Below are 438 nucleotides of genomic sequence, written 5' to 3'. Positions count from 1 at the left end.
CCACGGGGTGCGGGTGCTGCACGCGTGGGGGATGACCGAGACCTCGCCGCTGGGCAGTGTCGCCCATCCGCCGGCGACCGCGGTCACCGAGGAGCAGAAGTGGGCCTTCCGGGTGACCCAGGGCCGGTTCCCGGCCGGGGTGCAGGCCCGTCTGGTCGGCGACGACGGCGTGGTGCCCAACGACGGGGAAGCTTTGGGTGAGCTGGAGGTGCGCGGTCCGTGGATCACCGGCTCCTACTACTCGCCCGACGGCACGGTGGTGGACCCGGAGAAGTTCCACGACGGCTGGCTGCGCACCGGTGATGTCGGCAAGATCAGCCCGGACGGGTTCCTCACCCTGGTCGACCGCTCCAAGGACGTGATCAAGTCCGGTGGTGAATGGATTTCGTCGGTGGATCTGGAGAACGCCGTGATCGGCCATCCCGCGGTCGCCGAGGC

At 69.6% G+C, this 438-nt stretch carries 1 protein-coding gene; it reads left to right on the top strand.

All coding sequences use genetic code 11. The features are described 5' to 3' along the window. Positions 1-438, top strand: a 438-nt coding sequence (locus tag IU459_RS37650; protein ID WP_195134324.1) for an AMP-binding protein, incomplete at both ends; no start/stop codon positions are given.

The organism is Nocardia amamiensis (genome assembly GCF_015477605.1).
GTDB classification, from domain to species: domain Bacteria; phylum Actinomycetota; class Actinomycetes; order Mycobacteriales; family Mycobacteriaceae; genus Nocardia; species Nocardia amamiensis_A.
The sequence above is the reverse complement of the archived record's forward strand: the minus strand, read 5'-3'. Positions and strand labels throughout refer to the sequence as shown.